Here is a 19,433-nt window from a genome sequence, read left to right as displayed (position 1 = left end):
TTCGTCGGCGGTCCCCGTGGCTGATCGAGGCGACGCCCGCGCGAACCGGTGGGACGCCCGACGCCCGGCCGGATTTGGTCGCCGGCCCGCGGGGCGCGTACCCTTGTCGCGCCCAAGACCGCAGGTCGTCCGCCACCGCCAGGTGGCGGATCGAAGTCCCGCTCGTAGCGGAGGCCCGCGCAGGTGAAGGACTCAGGCTCGGAGCGCACTCCGGGCAGCACCGAGCCCCGTGCCTGCGCACGGGGCTCTTCTCGTTCGCGGACCTCGCCTGCGGCACCACCACCGGAAGGAGTGCCATGGCGAGGCCGGACAAGGCGGCCGCCGTCGCCGAGCTCACGGAGAAGTTCCGTGGGTCCAGCGCCGTCGTGCTGACCGAGTACCGCGGGCTCACCGTGACGCAGCTCAAGGAGCTGCGGACGGCGCTGCGCGGTAACGCCACCTACGCCGTGGTGAAGAATACGCTCTCCGCGATCGCGGCCAGGGACGCCGGCATCGAGGGTCTCGATGACCAGCTCAAGGGTCCGACGGCGATCGCCTTCGTCGACGGCGACGCCGTCGCCGTCGCGAAGGGACTGCGTGACTTCGCCAAGGCTCACCACCAGCTCGTGGTCAAGGGGGGCGTCCTCGACGGCAAGCCCCTGTCCGCGGACGACGTCACCAAGCTCGCGGACCTCGAGTCCCGTGAGGTCCTGCTGGCCAAGGCGGCCGGGGCCATGAAGGCCAAGCTCTACCAGGCTGCCTACCTGTTCACCGCGCCGGCCTCCCAGGCCGTGCGCACCATCGATGCCCTGCGCGACAAGCGGGCGACCGAGGAGACGGCGGCCTGAGCCGCCCCTCCGCACCCCAACCCCACCTGCTCGCGCGAGCAGGGCACTAGGAAGGACAACCCCATGGCGAAGCTCACCACCGCCGAGCTGATCGACGCGTTCAAGGAGCTCACCCTCATCGAGCTCTCCGAGTTCGTGAAGGCCTTCGAGGACACCTTCGAGGTCACCGCTGCCGCCCCGGCCGCCGTCGCGGTCGCCGCCCCGGCCGCCGGCGGTGCCGCCGCCGCCGAGGAGGAGGAGGAGAAGACGGAGTTCGACGTCGTCCTCGAGGCCGCCGGCGACAAGAAGATCCAGGTCATCAAGGAGGTGCGCGCGCTCACCAGCCTGGGCCTGAAGGAGGCCAAGGACCTGGTCGACGGCGCCCCGAAGGCGGTCCTGGAGGCCGTCAACAAGGAGGCCGCGGACAAGGCGAAGGCTGCCCTCGAGGGCGCCGGCGCCACCGTCACGGTCAAGTGACGTCCCGCCGCGCGCCGGGCGCCCCGCGGCGCCCCGCCGCGCGCGGCCCGCACCCGTCCGGGTGCGGGCCTCGCCGCGTGCGGGCGCAGAGGGTAGCGGATCGGACGGCCATCCGGGCACTGATCGCAGGTCACGGTTTGGACATCTTGACCAAGCCGAGTATGCTAGCGCTTTGCGCTGACCTGTGTCCGCGACCCCGTATAACCCGAGTCTTCTATCGCCGTGCCCTGGATCGGCGAGCAGCAGCTCGACGGCCGGGGGGTTGCGCCTTCCGGGCCATGCGCAGTACCTCGACCGCAGGGAAGGACCCCTCTTGGCTGCCTCGCGCACCCCTTCTGCACCGAACGACACTGCGAATCGCGCTCGCCGCATCTCCTTCGCCAAGATTCACGAACCGCTCGAGGTCCCCGATCTGCTCGGCCTGCAGACCGAGAGCTTCGACTGGCTGCTGGGCAACGCCGTCTGGCAGGAGCGCGTCGCGCAGGCCAAGGCCACCGGTCGTGGCGACGTCCCCGAGACCTCCGGGCTGGAGGAGATCTTCGAGGAGATCTCGCCCATCGAGGACTTCGGCGGCAGCATGTCGCTGTCCTTCCGCGACCACCGCTTCGAGCCGCCGAAGTACACCGCGGACGAGTGCAAGGAGAAGGACTTCACCTTCGCCGCGCCGCTGTTCGTGACCGCCGAGTTCGTCAACTACACGACCGGTGAGATCAAGAGCCAGACGGTCTTCATGGGCGAGTTCCCGCTGATGACCGAGCGGGGCACGTTCATCATCAACGGCACCGAGCGCGTGGTCGTCTCGCAGCTCGTCCGTTCGCCCGGTGTCTACTTCGAGCGCACCCCGGACAAGACCTCCGACAAGGACGTCTTCACCGCCAAGATCATCCCGAGCCGCGGCGCGTGGCTCGAGTTCGAGATCGACAAGCGCGACGCGGTCGGCGTGCGCGTGGACCGCAAGCGCAAGCAGTCCGTCACGGTCTTCCTCAAGGCGCTCGGCCTGACCGAGTCCGAGATCCGCGAGGAGTTCGCCCAGTTCCCGGCGGTCCTGGAGACCCTCGAGAAGGACCACGTCCAGACCCAGGACGAGGCGCTGCTCGACATCTACCGCAAGATCCGCCCGGGCGAGCCGCCGACGATCGACGCCGGCCGCGCGCTGCTGGACAACTTCTACTTCAACGCCAAGCGCTACGACCTGGCGAAGGTCGGTCGCTACAAGATCGACAAGAAGCTCGGCATCGACGCGCCGCTGAGCGACTCGGTGCTCTCGGTGGCGGACGTCGTCGCGACCATCAAGTACCTGGCCGCGCTGCACGCCGACGTCACGACCCTGCCGGGCATGCGCGCCGGCGAGACGGTGGACGTCCGCGTCGAGACCGACGACATCGACCACTTCGGCAACCGTCGCATCCGGGCGGTCGGCGAGCTGATCCAGAACCAGGTCCGCACCGGCCTGTCCCGCATGGAGCGCGTGGTCCGTGAGCGGATGACCACCCAGGACGTCGAGGCGATCACGCCGCAGACCCTGATCAACATCCGCCCGGTCGTGGCGAGCATCCGCGAGTTCTTCGGGACCTCGCAGCTGTCGCAGTTCATGGACCAGAACAACCCGCTCGCGGGTCTGACCCACAAGCGCCGCCTCTCGGCGCTCGGCCCGGGCGGTCTGTCCCGCGACCGCGCCGGCATGGACGTCCGCGACGTGCACCCCTCGCACTACGGCCGGATGTGCCCGATCGAGACCCCTGAGGGTCCGAACATCGGCCTGATCGGCTCGCTGGCCACCTACGGCCGGATCAACCCGTTCGGCTTCGTCGAGACGCCGTACCGGAAGGTCACCGACGGCCGGGTCACCGACGAGGTGCACTACCTCACCGCCGACGACGAGGACCGTCACGTCATCGCCCAGGCCAACGCCCCGGTGCACGGCGACGGCCGGTTCGTCGAGGACGCGGTGCTGGTGCGCGTCAAGGGTGGCGAGGTCGAGCTCGTGCCGCCGAACGCGGTGGACTACATGGACGTCTCGCCGCGGCAGATGGTGTCCGTCGCGACCGCGATGATCCCGTTCCTCGAGCACGACGACGCGAACCGCGCGCTGATGGGCGCGAACATGCAGCGCCAGGCCGTGCCGCTGGTGCGCTCGGAGGCCCCGCTGGTCGGTACCGGCATGGAGCGCCGGGCCGCGGTGGACGCCGGTGACGTGGTCGTGGCCGCGAAGGCCGGTGTGGTCACCGAGGTGTCCGCCGACCTGATCACCGTCGCCAACGACGACGCGACGCAGAGCAGCTACCGGCTGCAGAAGTTCCGCCGCTCCAACCAGGGCACCTGCTACAACCAGCGCGTCCTGGTCGACGAGGGCATGCGGGTCGAGGTGGGCACCGCGCTCGCCGACGGCCCGGCCACCGACGAGGGCGAGCTCGCGCTCGGCCGCAACCTGCTCGTCGCGTTCATGTCGTGGGAGGGCTACAACTACGAGGACGCGATCATCCTGAGCCAGCGCCTGGTGCAGGACGACGTGCTCTCCTCGATCCACATCGAGGAGCACGAGGTCGACGCGCGCGACACGAAGCTCGGCCCCGAGGAGATCACCCGGGACATCCCGAACGTCTCCGAGGAGGTCCTGGCGGACCTGGACGAGCGCGGCATCGTGCGGATCGGCGCGGAGGTCTCCGCGGGCGACATCCTGGTCGGCAAGGTGACCCCCAAGGGTGAGACCGAGCTGACCCCGGAGGAGCGCCTGCTGCGCGCGATCTTCGGCGAGAAGGCCCGCGAGGTCCGGGACACCTCGCTCAAGGTGCCGCACGGCGAGTCCGGCACCGTGATCGAGGTCCGCACGTTCAACCGTGAGGACGGCGACGAGCTGCCCGCCGGCGTGAACGAGCTGGTCCGCGTCTACATCGCCCAGCGCCGCAAGATCACCGACGGCGACAAGCTCGCCGGCCGGCACGGCAACAAGGGCGTCATCTCGAAGATCCTGCCGGTCGAGGACATGCCGTTCCTCGCCGACGGCACCGCGGTCGACGTCGTGCTCAACCCGCTCGGCGTGCCCGGCCGGATGAACGTCGGGCAGGTGCTCGAGGTCCACCTCGGCTGGATCGCCAAGCAGGGCTGGGACATCACCGAGCTGAAGAAGACCGCTGAGTGGCTCAAGAAGGTGCCGGCCGAGGCCCTCGCCAGCGAGCCCGGCACCCCGGTCGCCACGCCGGTGTTCGACGGTGTCTCCGAGGACGTCCTCACCGGGCTCCTCGAGCACGTGACGCCCAACCGTGACGGCGAGCGGATGGTCAACGAGAACGGCAAGGCCGTGCTGTTCGACGGCCGCTCGGGTGAGCCGTTCCCGGAGCCGATCGCGGTCGGCTACATGTACATCCTCAAGCTGCACCACCTGGTCGACGACAAGATCCACGCACGGTCGACGGGTCCGTACTCGATGATCACCCAGCAGCCGCTCGGTGGTAAGGCGCAGTTCGGCGGTCAGCGGTTCGGCGAGATGGAGGTGTGGGCCCTGGAGGCGTACGGCGCCGCCTACACGCTGCAGGAGCTGCTCACCATCAAGTCGGACGACGTGCCTGGTCGCGTCAAGGTGTACGAGGCGATCGTCAAGGGCGAGAACATCCCCGACTCGGGCATCCCGGAGTCCTTCAAGGTGCTCCTCAAGGAGATGCAGTCGCTCTGCCTGAACGTCGAGGTGCTGTCCGCGGACGGCGTCTCCATCGACATGAAGGAGAACGACGACGAGGTGTACCGGGCCGCGGAGGAGCTGGGCATCGACCTGTCCCGCCGCCCGAACGCCTCGAGCATCGAGGAGATCTGAGCTCGTCGGAGCCGTTTCGGTTCCATCCGCGGTCGCGCGCGTGACCGCAGGACACAGACTGCGTGAACTTCAGACGAAGGAAGTAGGACACCTTGCTCGACGTCAACGTCTTCGACGAGCTGCGTATCGGCCTGGCCACCGCGGAGGACATCCGCGCGTGGTCGCACGGCGAGGTCAAGAAGCCCGAGACCATCAACTACCGCACCCTCAAGCCGGAGAAGGACGGTCTCTTCTGCGAGAAGATCTTCGGTCCCACCCGGGACTGGGAGTGCTACTGCGGCAAGTACAAGCGCGTGCGCTTCAAGGGGATCGTCTGCGAGCGGTGCGGCGTGGAGGTCACCCGCTCGAAGGTGCGCCGTGAGCGGATGGGCCACATCGAGCTCGCCGCCCCGGTGACGCACATCTGGTTCTTCAAGGGTGTGCCCTCGCGCCTGGGCTACCTGCTCGACCTGGCCCCGAAGGACCTGGAGAAGGTCATCTACTTCGCGGCCTACATGATCACCGAGGTCGACGAGGAGGGCCGGACCGAGGACCTGCCGAACCTCCAGCACGAGATCGACCTGGAGAAGCAGGAGATCGCCAAGCGCCGCGACGTCGACATCGACGCCCGTGCGCAGGTGCTCGAGTCCGACCTCGCCGAGCTCGAGGCCGAGGGTGCCAAGGCCGACGCGCGCCGCAAGGTGCGGGACTCGGCCGAGCGCGAGATGGCCTCGATCCGCAAGCGTGCGGACGCCGAGATCGACCGGCTCGAGCAGGTCTGGGACCGCTTCAAGAACCTCAAGGTCGCCGACCTCGAGGGCGACGAGCTGCTCTACCGGCAGATGGGCGACCGGTACGGCAACTACTTCAAGGGCTCGATGGGCGCCGCGGCGATCCAGAAGCGCCTGGAGACCTTCGACCTCGACGCCGAGGCCGAGTCGCTGCGCGAGGTCATCCGCACCGGCCGTGGCCAGCGCAAGACCCGTGCGCTCAAGCGCCTCAAGGTGGTCAACGCGTTCCTGACCACGTCGAACTCGCCGCAGGCGATGGTCCTCGACGCCGTCCCGGTGATCCCGCCGGACCTGCGCCCGATGGTCCAGCTCGACGGTGGCCGGTTCGCCACGTCGGACCTGAACGACCTGTACCGCCGAGTGATCAACCGGAACAACCGGCTCAAGCGCCTGCTCGACCTCGGTGCGCCGGAGATCATCGTCAACAACGAGAAGCGGATGCTCCAGGAGGCCGTCGACGCGCTGTTCGACAACGGCCGCCGCGGTCGTCCGGTCACCGGCCCGGGCAACCGGCCGCTGAAGTCGATCTCCGACATGCTCAAGGGCAAGCAGGGCCGGTTCCGCCAGAACCTGCTCGGCAAGCGCGTGGACTACTCGGGCCGTTCGGTCATCGTGGTGGGCCCGGAGCTGAAGCTGCACCAGTGCGGCCTGCCCAAGCAGATGGCGCTCGAGCTCTTCAAGCCGTTCGTGATGAAGCGCCTGGTGGACCTCAACCACGCGCAGAACATCAAGTCGGCCAAGCGGATGGTCGAGCGGGCCCGCCCGCAGGTGTGGGACGTGCTCGAGGAGGTCATCACCGAGCACCCGGTGCTGCTGAACCGTGCACCGACCCTGCACCGCCTCGGCATCCAGGCCTTCGAGCCGGTTCTCGTGGAGGGCAAGGCCATCCACCTGCACCCGCTGGTCTGCGGCGCGTTCAACGCGGACTTCGACGGCGACCAGATGGCCGTCCACCTGCCGCTGTCGGCGGAGGCGCAGGCCGAGGCCCGCATCCTCATGCTGTCGAGCAACAACATCCTCAAGCCGTCCGACGGCCGCCCGGTGACCATGCCCTCGCAGGACATGATCATCGGTCTGTTCCACCTCACCACCGACCGCCCCGAGGCGGTCGGCGAGGGTCGGGCGTTCGGCTCGGTGGCCGAGGCGATGATGGCGTTCGACCAGGGCACCCTCGACCTCAACGCCGAGGTGACCCTGCGGATGAGCGACCTGGTGCCCGGTGACGGCGACTTCGGCCTGCCGGAGGAGTGGGAGCCGGGCGACGCGGCGATGGTCAAGACCACGCTGGGTCGCGCGCTGTTCAACGAGCTCCTGCCGGTCGACTACCCGTACGTGAACCGCCCGGTCGACAAGAAGAAGCTCTCCGGCATCGTCAACGACCTCGCCGAGCGGTACCCGAAGGTCGAGGTCGCCGCGAGCCTGGACGCGCTCAAGGACGCCGGCTACCGGTGGGCCACCCGCTCGGGTGTCACCATCGCGATCTCCGACGTGCCGATCCCGCCGTCGAAGCAGTCGATCCTCGAGGAGTACGAGGCCCGCGCTGCGAAGATCCAGGGTCAGTTCGACAAGGGTCTGATCACCGACGACGAGCGCCGCCAGGAGCTCATCGAGATCTGGACCCAGGCCACCGACGACGTCGCCAAGGCGATGCAGGCCAACTTCCCGGCCCGCAACACGCTGTACCGGATGGTCGGCTCGGGCGCGCGAGGCAACTGGATGCAGGTCCGCCAGATCGCGGGCATGCGTGGCCTGGTCGCCAACCCGAAGGGCGAGATCATGCCTCGCCCGATCAAGTCGAACTACCGCGAGGGCCTGTCGGTCCTGGAGTACTTCATCGCGACGCACGGCGCCCGCAAGGGTCTGGCGGACACCGCGCTGCGGACCGCCGACTCGGGTTACCTCACGCGTCGTCTGGTGGACGTCTCGCAGGACGTCATCATCCGTGAGGAGGACTGCGGCACCGAGCGGGGTCTGACCCTGCCGATCGCCACGGTGCTCCCGGACGGCACGACGGTTCGTCACGAGAAGGTCGAGACCAGCGTCTACGCGCGGACCCTCGCCACCGACCTGGTCGGCGACGACGGCACGATCGTGGCGCGGGCCGGTGACGACGCGGGCGACCTGCTGATCGACGCGGCCGTCGCGGCCGGCGTGACCGACATCAAGGTCCGGTCGGTGCTCACCTGCGAGTCGCGCGTGGGCACCTGCGCCAAGTGCTACGGCCGTTCGCTGGCCACCGGCAAGCTGGTGGACATCGGCGAGGCGGTCGGCATCATCGCGGCGCAGTCCATCGGTGAGCCGGGCACGCAGCTGACGATGCGTACCTTCCACACCGGTGGTGTGGCGTCGGCCGACGACATCACCCAGGGTCTGCCGCGTGTCCAGGAGCTCTTCGAGGCCCGCACCCCGAAGGGTGAGGGCACCATCGCGGAGTACTCCGGTCGGGTCGCGATCGAGGAGGACGAGCGCACCCGTCGCATCGTCCTGACCCCGGACGACGGCACCGACGAGGTGGCGTACCCGCTGACCAAGCGCTCGCGCGTGCTGATCGAGGACGGCGACCACGTCGAGGTCGGCCAGCTGCTGGTGCAGGGTGCGGTGGACCCGAAGAAGGTGCTGCGCATCCTCGGCCCGCGTGCCACCCAGAAGCACCTGGTGGACGAGGTCCAGGAGACCTACCGGTCGCAGGGTGTGGACATCCACGACAAGCACATCGAGGTCATCGTGCGGCAGATGCTGCGGCGCGTGACCGTGCTCGACTCGGGTGACACCGACCTGCTGCCGGGCGAGCTGGCCGAGCGTGGCCGGTTCGAGGACGCGAACCGCAAGGCGATCGCCGAGGGCGGCCAGCCGGCCTCGGGCCGTCCGGAGCTGATGGGCATCACCAAGGCCTCGCTCGCGACCGACTCGTGGCTGTCGGCGGCCTCCTTCCAGGAGACCACCCGGGTGCTCACCGAGGCGGCCATGAGCGGTCGCAGCGACCCGCTGCTGGGCCTCAAGGAGAACGTCATCATCGGCAAGCTCATCCCCGCGGGTACCGGTCTTCCCCGGTACCGCAACATCGCGGTCGAGCCCACCGAGGAGGCCAAGGCCGAGCTCTACCCGAGCTTCGGCTACGACGAGATCGACTTCCCGCCGCTCGGCATGGGCAGCGGCGAGGCGATCCCGCTCGACGACATCGACTTCGGCGACCTTCGCTGATCGAGGCCGACCCGACGAGGGGCCCGCACCGCAACGGTGCGGGCCCCTCGTCACGTCCCGGTGGTCCCGCTCCGTGCCGTCCGCCGCTGCTAACGTGACCGCGGCCTGACGAAGGGGGCACCCGATGACCGGACCGAGCGTCGAGCACGCCGCGCCACAAGGCGCGCCGGGCACGGCCTCCCACGAGACCGTGGCGCCCGGGCGACCCGGGCCGCGCCTGCCCTGGGTGATCGCGGCAGTCGCGGCTCTCGTGGCCGTCGTGGCCGTCGTGGGGCTCGTGGCGGTGTGGCCACGTGGGTCGAGCGGTGCCTCGAGCTCGACCTCGGCCGGCTTCGCCACGCCCGAGGAGGCGATCCGGCAGGTCGCGGAGACCGTCGCGGCAGGCGACCTGGCGGGCGCGGCCGAGGCCTTCGCGGTCGGCCCGATCGTCGAGGGCTACTCGTTCGAGGCGGAGGCCGAGCGCCTGCGCGGTGTCACACCTGTCGGCTGGCTCCCGGCCGAGGACGAGGGGTACCGGGCGATCGACACCGGCCTGCGGCAAGGGCAGGTCGCCCTGCAGCTGCGGCAGGTCGTCTGGCAGCTCACGGCTCCCGAGCGCGACGTCTGGCTGGCGACCGACGTCGGTGCGGATCTCACGGCGGCAGAGCTCGCCGCCGACCTCGATCCGACCGAGCTGGCGGGGCTGCAGGTCGAGCGGGTCGACCTGCTGGGCGCGGCAGGTGGCGCCTGGGCGCAGTACGCGGCCGAGATGGCGGCGATCTACGGGGCCGACGACTACCAGGACGCAGCCGTGCTCTACCGGACGCCGGCCGGCACCCGGAGGGGTGGTGCGCTGCTCCTCGAGTACGACGGCCGGTGGTACGTGTGGAGCCTGCAGTCGTACCTCTCGGACGTCTCCAGCGGCACGCTCGAACCGACCACGGCCAAGGAGTACGCGAGTCTGGTCGCGGAGGCGCAGGACCGCGGCTCGCGCGCGTGAGCCGGTCCCTCCCCGCACGCTGAGCGGGGATGCCACCACCGGTGAGGCGCCAAGGTCCCCCGGACCGGTGCCGGTGCCCGGCCCGCTTTGACGGTTCTCGGGGGCAGTCGGTATCGTGGGCCCCTGTGCCCGCGTCGTCGGGCTCTCGCGCGCGCTTCAGAGCGGTGCCCCGGCCTCAAGGCCATGGGGCGCGGTGACGGGGCCGGGTGGCCGGTCCACCACCGCGCGGTCCTACCGCCTCGACAAGAATGGCGGGCAGGATCGCGCTCAGGTGGCCCGACACGCCCGGGTGCGGGGGTCGGATCGGCCGGCACGGCCGAGGTCCGGGAAGCGCCCGGCCCGAGGACAACGTTCAAAGCCAAGAAGACGGAGACGCAGTGCCCACGATCCAGCAGCTCGTGCGCAAGGGACGGGCTTCCAAGCCGAACTCGTCCAAGACGCCGGCCCTCAAGGGGAGCCCGCAGCGGCGCGGTGTGTGCACCCGCGTCTACACCACGACCCCGAAGAAGCCGAACTCGGCGCTGCGCAAGGTGGCGCGTGTGAAGCTCTCCACCGGGATCGAGGTCACGGCGTACATCCCGGGTGTCGGCCACAACCTGCAGGAGCACTCGATCGTGCTCGTGCGCGGCGGCCGTGTGAAGGACCTGCCGGGTGTTCGCTACAAGATCATCCGCGGCGCGCTGGACACCCAGGGCGTCAAGAACCGCCAGCAGGCCCGCAGCCGGTACGGCGCCAAGAAGGAGAAGAGCTGATGCCTCGCAAGGGCCCGGCCCCGAAGCGGCCGCTCATCACCGACCCCGTCTACGGGTCGCCGATCGTCACCCAGCTGATCAACAAGGTCCTGCTGGACGGCAAGAAGTCCGTCGCCGAGGCCATCGTCTACGGCGCGCTCGAGGGCGTGCGGGAGAAGACCGGCCAGGACCCGGTGACCGTGCTCAAGCGCGCGCTGGACAACGTCCGCCCGTCGCTCGAGGTCCGCTCCCGCCGCGTCGGTGGTGCGACCTACCAGGTGCCGGTCGAGGTGCGCGCCACGCGCCAGACCACGCTGGCCCTGCGCTGGCTGGTCGACTTCTCGCGCGCTCGCCGCGAGAAGACCATGACCGAGCGGCTCATGAACGAGATCCTCGACGCCTCGAACGGGCTCGGTGCGTCCGTCAAGCGCCGCGAGGACATGCACAAGATGGCCGAGTCGAACAAGGCCTTCGCGCACTACCGCTGGTAATCCCGGCGGGCGACCCAGGAAGGGCCCACAACCGTGGCACTTGACGTGCTCACCGACCTCACGAAGGTCCGCAACATCGGCATCATGGCCCACATCGATGCCGGCAAGACGACCACCACCGAGCGGATCCTGTTCTACACCGGGATCAACTACAAGATCGGTGAGGTCCACGACGGCGCTGCCACGATGGACTGGATGGAGCAGGAGCAGGAGCGCGGCATCACGATCACGTCCGCCGCGACGACCTGCTTCTGGCAGAAGAACCAGATCAACATCATCGACACGCCCGGTCACGTCGACTTCACCGTCGAGGTGGAGCGCTCGCTGCGCGTGCTCGACGGCGCGGTCGCGGTGTTCGACGGCAAGGAGGGCGTGGAGCCCCAGTCGGAGACCGTGTGGCGTCAGGCGGACAAGTACAACGTCCCGCGGATCTGCTTCGTCAACAAGATGGACAAGCTCGGCGCGGACTTCTACTACACCGTCGACACGATCATCAACCGGCTCAAGGCCAAGCCCCTGGTCCTGCAGCTGCCGATCGGCGCGGAGAGCGACTTCATCGGTGTCGTCGACCTGATCTACCGCCGCGCGCTGACCTGGCGCGGTGACGTCCAGAAGGGCGAGGACTACACCATCGAGGAGATCCCCGCGGACCTCGTCGACAAGGTCGAGGAGTACCGTCAGGCGCTGCTCGAGACCGTCGCCGAGTCGGACGAGGAGCTGCTCGAGAAGTACCTCGGCGGCGAGGAGCTGACCGAGGACGAGATCAAGGGCGCGATCCGGAAGCTGACGATCGCCGGCGAGATCTACCCGGTGCTGTGCGGCTCGGCGTTCAAGAACAAGGGCGTGCAGCCCATGCTCGACGCCGTGATCGACTACCTGCCGGCGCCGCTCGACGTGCCTGCCGTGCTGGGCCACAAGCCCGGCCACGAGTCCGAGCACATCGAGCGCCACCCGGACGCCACCGAGCCGTTCTCGGCCCTGGCGTTCAAGGTCGCCGCGCACCCCTTCTTCGGCAAGCTCACCTACGTCCGCGTCTACTCGGGCAAGGTGGCCACCGGCAACCAGGTCATCAACTCGACCAAGGGCAAGAAGGAGCGCATCGGGAAGATGTTCCAGATGCACTCCAACAAGGAGAACCCGGTCGAGGAGGCCAGCGCCGGCCACATCTACGCGTTCATCGGGCTCAAGGACACCACCACCGGTGACACCCTGTGCGACCCGAACGCGCAGGTCGTCCTGGAGTCGATGACGTTCCCCGAGCCGGTCATCGACGTGGCGATCGAGCCCAAGACGAAGGGCGACCAGGAGAAGCTCTCCATCGCGATCCAGAAGCTCGCCGAGGAGGACCCGACGTTCCGGGTCAAGCTCGACGAGGAGACCGGCCAGACCGTCATCGGCGGTATGGGCGAGCTCCACCTGGACATCCTGGTCGACCGGATGAAGCGCGAGTTCAAGGTCGAGGCGAACGTCGGCAAGCCGCAGGTCGCCTACCGCGAGACCATCCGCCGCAAGGTCGAGAAGATCGACTACACGCACAAGAAGCAGACCGGTGGTTCCGGCCAGTACGCGAAGGTGCAGATGACCTTCGAGCCGCTGGACTCGGCCGAGGGCGAGCTCTACGAGTTCGTCAACGCCGTCACCGGTGGCCGCGTCCCGCGCGAGTACATCCCCAGCGTGGACCAGGGCGTGCAGTCGGCCATGGAGCTCGGCGTGCTGGCCGGCTTCCCGCTGGTCGGCGTGAAGGCCACCCTCGTGGACGGTCAGTCGCACGACGTCGACTCCTCCGAGATGGCGTTCAAGATCGCCGGCTCGATGGTCCTCAAGGAGGCCGTCAAGCGCGCCGACCCGGTGCTCCTCGAGCCGATCATGGCCGTCGAGGTGCGCACGCCCGAGGACTACATGGGCGATGTCATCGGCGACCTGAACTCCCGCCGCGGCATGATCCAGTCCATGGAGGACGCGACGGGCGTGAAGGTCATCCGCGCGCACGTCCCGCTGTCGGAGATGTTCGGGTACGTCGGTGACCTGCGGTCGAAGACCCAGGGTCGCGCGGTGTACTCCATGCAGTTCGACTCCTACGCCGAGGTTCCCAAGAACGTGGCGGAGGAGATCATCAAGAAGACCCGGGGCGAGTAGTCCCACAGGTCGGTCATCAACACATCCATCAACCTGTAGCGACCGCAACGCCCCGCAGGCGTCACCTGGCACCTGCATCGTTCGGCACAACTACCCAGTCCGAGGAGGACAACAGTGGCTAAGGCCAAGTTCGAGCGGACCAAGCCGCACGTGAACATCGGGACCATCGGTCACGTCGACCACGGCAAGACGACGCTGACCGCTGCCATCTCGAAGGTGCTGCACGACAAGTACCCCGACCTGAACCCCTTCACGCCGTTCGACGAGATCGACAAGGCGCCGGAGGAGAAGCAGCGCGGTATCACGATCAACATCGCGCACGTCGAGTACGAGACCGACAAGCGGCACTACGCCCACGTCGACGCGCCGGGTCACGCCGACTACATCAAGAACATGATCACCGGTGCCGCGCAGATGGACGGCGCGATCCTCGTGGTCGCGGCGACCGACGGCCCGATGGCCCAGACTCGTGAGCACGTGCTGCTCGCCCGTCAGGTCGGCGTGCCCTACCTGCTCGTGGCGCTGAACAAGGCCGACATGGTCGACGACGAGGAGATCCTCGAGCTCGTCGAGATGGAGGTCCGCGAGCTGCTGTCGTCGCAGGGCTTCGACGGCGACGACTGCCCGGTCGTCCGCGTGTCCGGCCTCAAGGCGCTCGAGGGCGACCCGGAGTGGGTCAAGTCCGTCGAGGAGCTGCTGGAGGCCGTGGACAACGCGATCCCGGACCCGGTCCGCGACATGGACAAGCCGTTCCTGATGCCGATCGAGGACGTCTTCACGATCACCGGCCGCGGCACCGTCGTGACCGGCAAGGTCGACCGTGGGAAGCTCGCGATCAACTCCGAGGTCGAGATCCTCGGCATCCGCGCGCCGCAGAAGACCACGGTCACCGGCATCGAGATGTTCCACAAGTCGATGGACGAGGCGTGGGCCGGCGAGAACTGCGGTCTGCTGCTCCGCGGCATCAAGCGTGAGGAGGTGGAGCGCGGTCAGGTCGTCGCCAAGCCGGGCACCATCACCCCGCACACCGACTTCGAGGCCCAGGTCTACGTCCTGGCCAAGGACGAGGGCGGCCGCCACAACCCGTTCTACTCGAACTACCGTCCGCAGTTCTACTTCCGGACGACCGACGTCACCGGCGTCATCACGCTGCCCGAGGGCACCGAGATGGTCATGCCCGGCGACAACACCGAGATGACGGTCGAGCTCATCCAGCCGATCGCCATGGAGGAGGGCCTCGGCTTCGCCATCCGTGAGGGTGGCCGGACCGTCGGCTCCGGCAAGGTCATCAAGATCCTCAAGTGAGCCGGTCGAGGGCCCGGGCATCGCGCCCGGGCCCTCGCCCTGCCGCTGCCGACGCGGTGGGACGAGCTCGACGGCCCCTCGGGGTCGACCGATTGGCCAGATCGGGTCGGCATCTGGCACACTAGTCAGGTTGCCCGGCGCCGGGTGCGCTGTGAACTGCCGTCAGACGGCAGGGCGCGGTGCGCGGCGCGGGAGACGTGGCCGCGAACCGGCCGCCTCTTCGAGGCGGGGGAGCGGGCACGACAGGCATCCAACGACCTCGCACCATCAGGTGCGCAGCGCAGAGGTGCGTCGCGACATGCGACACGCCCGAGTGCGGGGGTCGGGTTCCAGCGGTACGAGAGAGAGAGTCAGACGACGCCATGGCGGGACAGAAGATCCGCATCCGGCTCAAGTCCTACGACCACGAGGTCATCGACAGCTCGGCGCGCAAGATCGTCGACACGGTGACCCGCGCCGGTGCGACTGTGGTGGGCCCGGTGCCGCTGCCGACCGAGAAGAACGTGTTCTGCGTGATCCGGTCGCCGCACAAGTACAAGGACAGCCGCGAGCACTTCGAGATGCGTACCCACAAGCGTCTCATCGACATCATCGATCCCACTCCGAAGGCCGTCGATTCGCTCATGCGTCTCGACCTGCCGGCGGACGTGAACATCGAGATCAAGCTCTGAGCCGGAGATCACGATGACTGCGACTTCCACGAAGCCGATCACCGCGCTGCTCGGCACGAAGCTCGGCATGACCCAGGTCTGGGACGAGGCCGGCAAGCTCGTGCCGGTCACCGTCGTCCGGGTCGACACCAACGTCGTCACCCAGGTGCGCAACGTCGAGGCCGATGGCTACGACTCCGTGCAGCTGGGCTTCGGCGCGATCGACCCGCGCAAGGTGACCAAGCCGCTCAAGGGCCACTTCGAGAAGGCCGGCGTGACCCCGCGTCGTCACCTCGTCGAGGTGCGCACCGCGAACGCCGCCGACTTCGCGCCGGGCCAGGAGATCGCCGCCGACGCGTTCGAGGCGGGCGAGCCCGTCGACGTGGTCGGCACCACCAAGGGCAAGGGCACGGCCGGTGTCATGAAGCGTCACGGCTTCGCCGGCGTGAGTGCCTCCCACGGTGCGCACCGCAACCACCGCAAGCCGGGTTCGATCGGCGCCTGCGCGACCCCGAGCCGGGTCTTCAAGGGTGTCCGGATGGCCGGCCGGATGGGCAACGTGCGCCAGACCACCCAGAACCTGACCGTGCACGCGGTCGACGTCGAGAAGGGTCTGCTGCTCGTCAAGGGCGCGGTCCCCGGTCCGCGTGGCGGCGTCGTGCTGGTCAAGACTGCCGCGAAGGGGGCGTGACCATGTCTGAGTCCACCCAGACGCTGACCGTCGACGTCCTGGACGCGAAGGGCAAGAAGTCCGGCACCGCCGAGCTCCCCGCCGAGATCTTCGACGTCCAGACCAACGTTCCGCTGATCCACCAGGTCGTGGTGGCCCAGCTGGCCGCGGCCCGTCAGGGCACGCACGCCACCAAGACCCGGGGCATGGTCTCCGGCGGTGGCAAGAAGCCGTACCGCCAGAAGGGCACCGGCCGCGCCCGCCAGGGTTCGACCCGGGCGCCGCAGTTCGCCGGTGGTGGCGTGGTGCACGGCCCGCAGCCGCGTGACTACAGCCAGCGGACCCCGAAGAAGATGAAGGCCGCCGCGCTGCGCGGCGCGCTGTCGGACCGGGCCCGCGCCGGTCGCGTCCACGTGGTCGACGGTTTCGTCGGTGACGAGGTCTCGACCAAGGCCGCGCTCGCGGTGCTCGCCGCAGTGACCCCGCGTCGCCACGTGCTCGTGGTGCTCGACCGCGCCGACGACGCGTCGTGGAAGTCGCTGCGCAACGTCGCCCAGGTGCACCTGCTCACCGCGGACCAGCTCAACACGTACGACGTGCTGGTCAGCGACGACGTGGTGTTCACCCGGACCGCGCTCGACGCCTTCCTGACCCGGCCGGCCGGCCGCGGCGCGAAGGCCGTCGCGACCTCGTCCGAGGCGTCCGAGCTCGAGGCGGAGGAGTCGAAGTGACCGAGCTGAACAAGGACCCCCGCGACGTGCTCGTCGCGCCGGTGGTCTCCGAGAAGAGCTACGGCCTGCTCGACGAGGGCAAGTACACGTTCCTCGTCGACCCGCGGGCCAACAAGACCGAGATCAAGATCGCTGTCGAGCAGGTGTTCGGCGTGAAGGTCGCCTCGGTCAACACGATCAACCGCAAGGGCAAGGTGCGCCGGACCCGCTTCGGGATGGGCAAGCGCAAGGACACCAAGCGTGCGGTCGTGACCCTGTCCGAGGGAACCATCGACATCTTCGGCGGACCGGTCGGCTGAGGCCGGCCCGAACGGATCAAGGACAACCATGGGAATCCGCAAGTACAAGCCGACGACGCCGGGTCGCCGCGGCTCGAGTGTCGCCGACTTCGTCGAGATCACCCGGTCGACCCCCGAGAAGTCGCTGGTCCGGCCGCTGCCGAAGAACGGCGGTCGCAACAGCTCGGGTCGGATCACGGTCCGGCACCAGGGTGGCGGCCACAAGCGCGCCTACCGGGTCATCGACTTCCGTCGTCACGACAAGGACGGCGTGCCGGCCAAGGTCGCTCACATCGAGTACGACCCGAACCGCACGGCGCGGATCGCGCTGCTGCACTACGCCGACGGCGAGAAGCGCTACATCCTCGCGCCGAACCGGCTCGCGCAGGGCGACACCGTGGAGAACGGTCCGTCGGCCGACATCAAGCCCGGCAACAACCTGCCGCTGCGCAACATCCCGACCGGTACCGTCGTGCACGCGATCGAGCTCAAGCCCGGTGGCGGCGCGAAGATCGCGCGGTCGGCCGGCGCCTCGGTGCAGCTGGTCGCCAAGGACGGTCCGTACGCCCAGCTGCGCATGCCGTCCGGTGAGATCCGCAACGTCGACCTGCGCTGCCGCGCCACGGTCGGCGAGGTCGGCAACGCCGAGCAGTCCAACATCAACTGGGGCAAGGCCGGCCGGATGCGCTGGAAGGGCAAGCGCCCGACCGTCCGCGGTGTCGCCATGAACCCGATCGACCACCCGCACGGCGGTGGTGAGGGCAAGACGTCCGGTGGCCGTCACCCGGTGAGCCCCTGGGGCCAGCCGGAGGGCCGCACGCGTCACCCGCACAAGGAGAGCGACAAGCTCATCGTCCGCCGCCGTCGCACCGGCAAGAAGCGCTGAGGAGAGCACCGATGCCGCGCAGCCTGAAGAAGGGCCCCTTCGTCGACGACCACCTGCAGAAGAAGGTGGACGTGCAGAACGAGAAGGGCACCAAGACGGTCATCAAGACCTGGTCCCGCCGGTCGATGATCACCCCGGACTTCCTGGGGCACACCTTCGCCGTGCACGACGGTCGCAAGCACGTCCCGGTCTTCGTGACCGAGTCGATGGTCGGCCACAAGCTCGGCGAGTTCGCCCCCACGCGGACCTTCCGCGGCCACGAGAAGGACGACCGCAAGGGCCGCCGCCGCTGAGGCGCGCCCCGAGCGATCGACGACACCAGAAAGCAGGACAGCAATGGAAGCCAAGGCGCAGGCGCGGTTCGTCCGTGTCACGCCCCTCAAGGCCCGGCGCGTCGTGGACCTGATCCGTGGCAAGCGGGCCGAGGAGGCCGTGGCGACCCTGAGGTTCGCGCCCCAGGCCGCCGGCGAGCCGGTGCGCAAGGTGGTCGAGTCGGCCATCGCCAACGCGCGGGTCAAGGCCGACCGAGCGGGTGAGGCGTTCGACGCCTCGACGCTCGTCGTCTCCGAGGCCTACGTCGACGAGGGCCCGACGCTCAAGCGGTTCCGTCCGCGCGCGCAGGGCCGGGCCAGCCGCATCCTCAAGCGCACGAGCCACATCACCGTGGTCGTCGCGCCGACCCCGACGAAGGAGAGGACCCGCTAGTGGGACAGAAGGTCAACCCGCACGGGTACCGTCTCGGCATCACCACCGACCACCGGTCGCGCTGGTTCGCCGACAGCACCAAGCCCGGTCAGCGCTACCGCGACTACGTCCGTGAGGACGTCCAGATCCGCAAGCTCATGAGCCAGGGTCTGGAGCGGGCCGGCATCGCCAAGGTGGAGATCGAGCGCACCCGCGACCGGGTCCGCGTCGACATCCACACCGCGCGTCCCGGCATCGTCATCGGTCGTCGTGGCGCCGAGGCGGACCGCATCCGCGGCGAGCTCGAGAAGCTCACCGGCAAGCAGGTCCAGCTGAACATCCTCGAGGTCAAGAACGCCGAGATCGAGGCACAGCTGGTCGCGCAGGGCATCGCCGAGCAGCTCGCGAGCCGTGTCTCGTTCCGCCGCGCCATGCGCAAGGGCATGCAGTCCGCCCAGCGCGCCGGTGCCAAGGGCATCCGGGTGCAGTGCTCGGGTCGTCTCGGCGGCGCCGAGATGAGCCGCTCGGAGTTCTACCGCGAGGGTCGCGTGCCGCTGCACACCCTCCGCGCGAACATCGACTTCGGCCTCTACGAGGCGAAGACCACGTTCGGCCAGATCGGCGTCAAGGTCTGGATCTACAAGGGCGACATGACCGAGAAGGAGTTCGCCCGCGAGCAGGCCGCCGCCGCTCCGCGGCCGCGTGGTCGTGGCGACCGCGGGGACCGTGGGGACCGTCGTCCGCGCCGCGACCGCGAGGCTCCCGCCGAGGCGCCCGCCGCCGAGGCCCCGGCCGCCGAGCCCACCACGTCCGGAACGGAGGCCTGAGTC

At 69.0% G+C, this 19,433-nt stretch carries 17 protein-coding genes; all 17 read left to right on the top strand.

Annotated features, from left to right (window positions below; translation table 11 throughout):
- Nucleotides 1-296: 296 nt before the first annotated feature.
- On the top strand, nt 297-827 hold the full coding sequence (gene rplJ, locus OEB99_RS14765; RefSeq protein WP_263578040.1) for a 50S ribosomal protein L10: 531 nt from the start codon (nt 297-299) through the stop codon (nt 825-827).
- A 63-nt stretch (nt 828-890) separates the two neighbouring features.
- The gene (gene rplL / locus OEB99_RS14760) at nt 891-1,283 is read left to right on the top strand and encodes a 50S ribosomal protein L7/L12 (RefSeq protein WP_263578039.1); all 393 of its coding nucleotides are present in this window, start codon (nt 891-893) and stop codon (nt 1,281-1,283) included.
- A 313-nt stretch (nt 1,284-1,596) separates the two neighbouring features.
- Entirely contained in the window at nt 1,597-5,091 is a 3,495-nt protein-coding gene (rpoB, locus tag OEB99_RS14755; protein WP_263578038.1) for a DNA-directed RNA polymerase subunit beta, read from the top strand.
- Between the two features lie 92 nt (nt 5,092-5,183).
- The gene (locus tag OEB99_RS14750; protein WP_263578037.1) at nt 5,184-9,062 is read left to right on the top strand and encodes a DNA-directed RNA polymerase subunit beta'; all 3,879 of its coding nucleotides are present in this window, start codon (nt 5,184-5,186) and stop codon (nt 9,060-9,062) included.
- Between the two features lie 124 nt (nt 9,063-9,186).
- Nucleotides 9,187-10,041, top strand: coding sequence for a hypothetical protein (locus OEB99_RS14745; protein ID WP_263578036.1), 855 nt, complete (start codon nt 9,187-9,189; stop codon nt 10,039-10,041).
- A 377-nt stretch (nt 10,042-10,418) separates the two neighbouring features.
- Entirely contained in the window at nt 10,419-10,793 is a 375-nt protein-coding gene (gene rpsL / locus OEB99_RS14740; RefSeq protein ID WP_263578035.1) for a 30S ribosomal protein S12, read from the top strand.
- A complete protein-coding gene (rpsG, locus tag OEB99_RS14735; RefSeq protein WP_263578034.1) occupies nt 10,793-11,263 on the top strand; it encodes a 30S ribosomal protein S7 in 471 nt (156 codons plus the stop codon). Before rpsL ends, rpsG begins: the two co-directional genes overlap by 1 nt.
- A 33-nt stretch (nt 11,264-11,296) precedes the next feature.
- Nucleotides 11,297-13,399, top strand: coding sequence for an elongation factor G (fusA, locus tag OEB99_RS14730; RefSeq protein ID WP_263578033.1), 2,103 nt, complete (start codon nt 11,297-11,299; stop codon nt 13,397-13,399).
- A 114-nt stretch (nt 13,400-13,513) separates the two neighbouring features.
- A complete protein-coding gene (tuf, locus tag OEB99_RS14725) occupies nt 13,514-14,704 on the top strand; it encodes an elongation factor Tu (protein WP_263578032.1) in 1,191 nt (396 codons plus the stop codon).
- 362 nt (nt 14,705-15,066) lie between these two features.
- Nucleotides 15,067-15,375 (top strand): 30S ribosomal protein S10, encoded by a 309-nt coding sequence (rpsJ, locus tag OEB99_RS14720; protein ID WP_012867945.1) that lies wholly within the window; start codon nt 15,067-15,069, stop codon nt 15,373-15,375.
- Between the two features lie 13 nt (nt 15,376-15,388).
- Nucleotides 15,389-16,045, top strand: coding sequence for a 50S ribosomal protein L3 (gene rplC / locus OEB99_RS14715; protein WP_263578031.1), 657 nt, complete (start codon nt 15,389-15,391; stop codon nt 16,043-16,045).
- Nucleotides 16,046-16,047: 2 nt separating this feature from the next.
- Nucleotides 16,048-16,755 (top strand): 50S ribosomal protein L4, encoded by a 708-nt coding sequence (rplD, locus tag OEB99_RS14710; RefSeq protein WP_263578030.1) that lies wholly within the window; start codon nt 16,048-16,050, stop codon nt 16,753-16,755.
- Nucleotides 16,752-17,054, top strand: coding sequence for a 50S ribosomal protein L23 (gene rplW / locus OEB99_RS14705; RefSeq protein ID WP_263578029.1), 303 nt, complete (start codon nt 16,752-16,754; stop codon nt 17,052-17,054). The genes rplD and rplW overlap by 4 nt, the downstream gene beginning before the upstream one ends.
- A gap of 28 nt (nt 17,055-17,082) precedes the next feature.
- A complete protein-coding gene (gene rplB, locus OEB99_RS14700) occupies nt 17,083-17,919 on the top strand; it encodes a 50S ribosomal protein L2 (RefSeq protein ID WP_263578028.1) in 837 nt (278 codons plus the stop codon).
- An 11-nt stretch (nt 17,920-17,930) separates the two neighbouring features.
- Nucleotides 17,931-18,212 carry a 30S ribosomal protein S19 gene (gene rpsS / locus OEB99_RS14695; RefSeq protein WP_034223448.1) on the top strand — a complete coding sequence of 94 codons (282 nt, stop codon included), beginning with the start codon at nt 17,931-17,933 and terminating at the stop codon, nt 18,210-18,212.
- 43 nt (nt 18,213-18,255) lie between these two features.
- Complete coding sequence (gene rplV, locus OEB99_RS14690) at nt 18,256-18,624, top strand: 50S ribosomal protein L22 (protein ID WP_263578027.1); 369 nt, start codon at nt 18,256-18,258, stop codon at nt 18,622-18,624.
- Nucleotides 18,624-19,430 (top strand): 30S ribosomal protein S3, encoded by an 807-nt coding sequence (gene rpsC, locus OEB99_RS14685; RefSeq protein WP_263578026.1) that lies wholly within the window; start codon nt 18,624-18,626, stop codon nt 19,428-19,430. Before rplV ends, rpsC begins: the two co-directional genes overlap by 1 nt.
- Nucleotides 19,431-19,433 lie beyond the last annotated feature (3 nt).

Origin of the sequence: Actinotalea endophytica (assembly GCF_025717005.1) — a bacterium.
Taxonomy (GTDB): Bacteria; Actinomycetota; Actinomycetes; order Actinomycetales; family Cellulomonadaceae; genus Actinotalea.
This window is presented reverse-complemented; position numbering and strand designations above follow the sequence as displayed.